Genomic DNA, 2,593 nt, shown 5'->3' with positions numbered 1-2,593 from the left:
CCCGCCGCTCCGAGGGATACGGCGCGATGTCGTTGTGGCGGCCCTGCACCAGCCCCTCCTGCACCTGCTGCCACCACTCGACCCGGAAGATGTCGGCGTGCGCATGCATCAGCGCGCCGAGCAAGGGCGGCGACAGGCCGAGGAAGCGCGGGAACTGGGCCGGGAACACATCGTGCCCGGCGGCGTAGAACCAGGCGCCGGCCTCCATTTCTTCTTCGTGGTTGCGTGGCTGCGGCACATGCCGGAACCGGCAGTCGGTGACCAGGCACAGCTCGTCGTAGTCGTAGAACACCGCCCGGCCGTGGCGCGACACGCCGAAATTCTTCAGCAGCAGGTCGCCGGGGAAGATATTGCTCAGCGCCAGGTCGCGGATCGCCTGGCCGTAGTCGATCACCGCCGCGCGCGCGGCCTCCGGGGTCTGTTCGCGCACGTACAGGTTGAGCGGGCGCAGCCGGCGTTCGACGTAGCACAGGTGCAGCACCAGGTCGTCGCCGTCCAGGCTGATGCTGCTGGCGCAGGTGCTGAGCAGTTCGTCGAGCAGGTCGGGGGCGAAGCGCGCGCGCGGGAAGCGCAGGAACCGGAACGGCTGCGCGTCGACCAGGCGGCCGACGCGGTCGTGCTTGAACACCAGCGCGTACTTGGCCTCGACCTCCTCGCGCGCGACCTCCTTCGGGTAGGCGAAGCGATCGCGGATCAGCTTGAACACCAGCGGATAGCTGGGCAGGGTGAACACCGCCATGACCATGCCGCGCTCGCCCTCGGCGCGGATCAGGCGCTCGCCGGACTGGCTGGCGAACTGGCGGAAGAAGGTGCGGTAGCGCTCGGTCTTGCCCTGCTTGGCCCGGCCGAGCACGGTGTACAGCTCGTCGATGGGCTTACCCGGCAACAGGGTGCGCAGGAACACCACCGCGTCGCCGACCGTGCCCAGGTCGGCATGGAAATAACTGCGCGAGTAGCTGAACAACTGCACCACTTCGCTGCGCAGGGTCAGCACCGCATCGACCCGCAGCGCGCCGCCGTCGTTGACCAGGGCGATCACGCAGGGCGAGAACGCGCGCTCGCCGAACACGCGCCCGACCAGATACGCGCGCCGCTCGCGGTAGAACACCGTGTCCAGCAGCTCGACCGCGCGCACCGGATGCGGTCCCCAGTGCTGCAAGTCCTCCTGCAGCCGCACCGCGATCCCGGCCGCGCAACGGGTGCGGTGCGCGTACGGCACCGCGAACGGGTAGTCGCCGAGCACGCGCACGAAGGTGTCGATCAGGCGTTCTTCGGACACCGCATAGCTGTGGCGCGCCACCGGATGGGTGATGGCGTCGGTCGGCTCGATGTCGAGGGCGACGAATTCGATCGCCGCATCCACGCCGCGGGTCTTGAAGAAGCGCCGGGTGAGGGTATTGAAGAAAGTCTTGTACAGCTCGCCGTCGAGCAGCGGCGCGACCGCTTCCGCGTAGGCGGCATGCACCGCCGACCACAGCGCGCGATCGCGGTCGCGTTCGCCCAGGCGCGCTTCCAGCGCGTCGCTGGCTTCGGCAATGCAGCGGTCGTACAGCTCGATGCGCTCGAGCGCGTCGTCGCGTGCGCCGCTCCAGTCGCAGCGCTCGAACCGGTCCTTGGCGCGACGGGTGATCGCGGCGAAGCGGGCGTGGTAGTCGGCGAAGGCGTCGCGGATCTGGCCGGCGACGGCTGCGGCTTCGGCGGCGTGGGCGGGAGAGGCCATGCCGGCAGTGTAAGACGACGGCGCGGCGGCTGTGGCATGCTCGCCGCCGCCGTTATTCCTTTCCGATGAAACTTTCAGGTGACCGCATGACGCTCAGGACATGGATGCCCATCGCCGCTTTGCTGGCCGCAACTCTCCTGCCGCGCGCCGCCAGCGCCGGCGACGAGACCACGGTCGCGCAGTACACCGGCCGGGTCGGCGAGCGCGCGGTGACGATGTACCTCAAGGACGAGCCGGCCCCATGCGGCGGCGTCGCCCGCATCGTTACCGCCATCTACCGCTACGACCACGTGTCGAAATGGTTGTTGTTGCGCGCCAACAGCGACGACCAGGGCCACCTGGCCCTGGTCGAGTCCGGCCTTGAGGCCGGGGTCAGCGGCGCGCTGATGCTGGTGCGCGACGGCACGGTCCTGAAGGGCAAGTGGATCAGCCCCGACGGCGAACGGCTGCTGCCGGCGCGGTTCGATCGGGCCCCGACCTCGGCCAAGAAGCGCGCGGAGATCGAGGACACGCTGGAAAAGATGCACTACGAGAACGACGACTGCTGACGCTCTGCGTTAGCCGGGCCGCCGAAAAGCCTGTGACGATAGCGGTAGCCGCTGCCGCTGCCGCTGCCGCTGCCGCTGCCGCTGCTGCTGCTGCCGCTGCCGTTGCCGTTGCCGTGAAAAGCTTGGCGTGGTTTCGAACTCGCGAGAACGCCCTGAAGCCCCGGAGAGCGGGCCGCAGGGATGCGGCCCGTGCGCAGCCAGGCCATGGATGGCCTGTGCGGAGCAGCCCCGCGCAAGCTCCGTCCCATCGTGGCTTTTGATTCGAAACAGATATGGCGTTTTCTTTGGTTACTTTCTTTGTCGCCTTGGACAAAGAAAGTGACCC

General features: G+C 68.5%; 3 protein-coding genes. 1 reads left to right on the top strand and 2 read right to left on the bottom strand.

Annotated features, from left to right (window positions below):
- A partial coding sequence (gene aceK, locus TX83_RS11290) for a bifunctional isocitrate dehydrogenase kinase/phosphatase (RefSeq protein WP_064748051.1) occupies positions 1–1,720 on the bottom strand: 1,720 nt, incomplete at its 3' end.
- Positions 1,721–1,824: 104 nt separating this feature from the next.
- Here aceK and TX83_RS11285 point away from each other — a divergent pair.
- A complete protein-coding gene (locus TX83_RS11285) occupies positions 1,825–2,268 on the top strand; it encodes a hypothetical protein (RefSeq protein WP_064748050.1) in 444 nt (147 codons plus the stop codon).
- Here TX83_RS11285 and TX83_RS23335 read toward each other — a convergent pair.
- Positions 2,247–2,593: hypothetical protein (locus TX83_RS23335; RefSeq protein WP_222423759.1), on the bottom strand; the 347-nt coding region annotated here is incomplete at its 5' end. The genes TX83_RS11285 and TX83_RS23335 overlap by 22 nt on opposite strands.

Source organism: Lysobacter antibioticus HS124, assembly GCF_000336385.2.
GTDB lineage: Bacteria > Pseudomonadota > Gammaproteobacteria > Xanthomonadales > Xanthomonadaceae > Lysobacter > Lysobacter firmicutimachus.
This window is presented reverse-complemented; position numbering and strand designations above follow the sequence as displayed.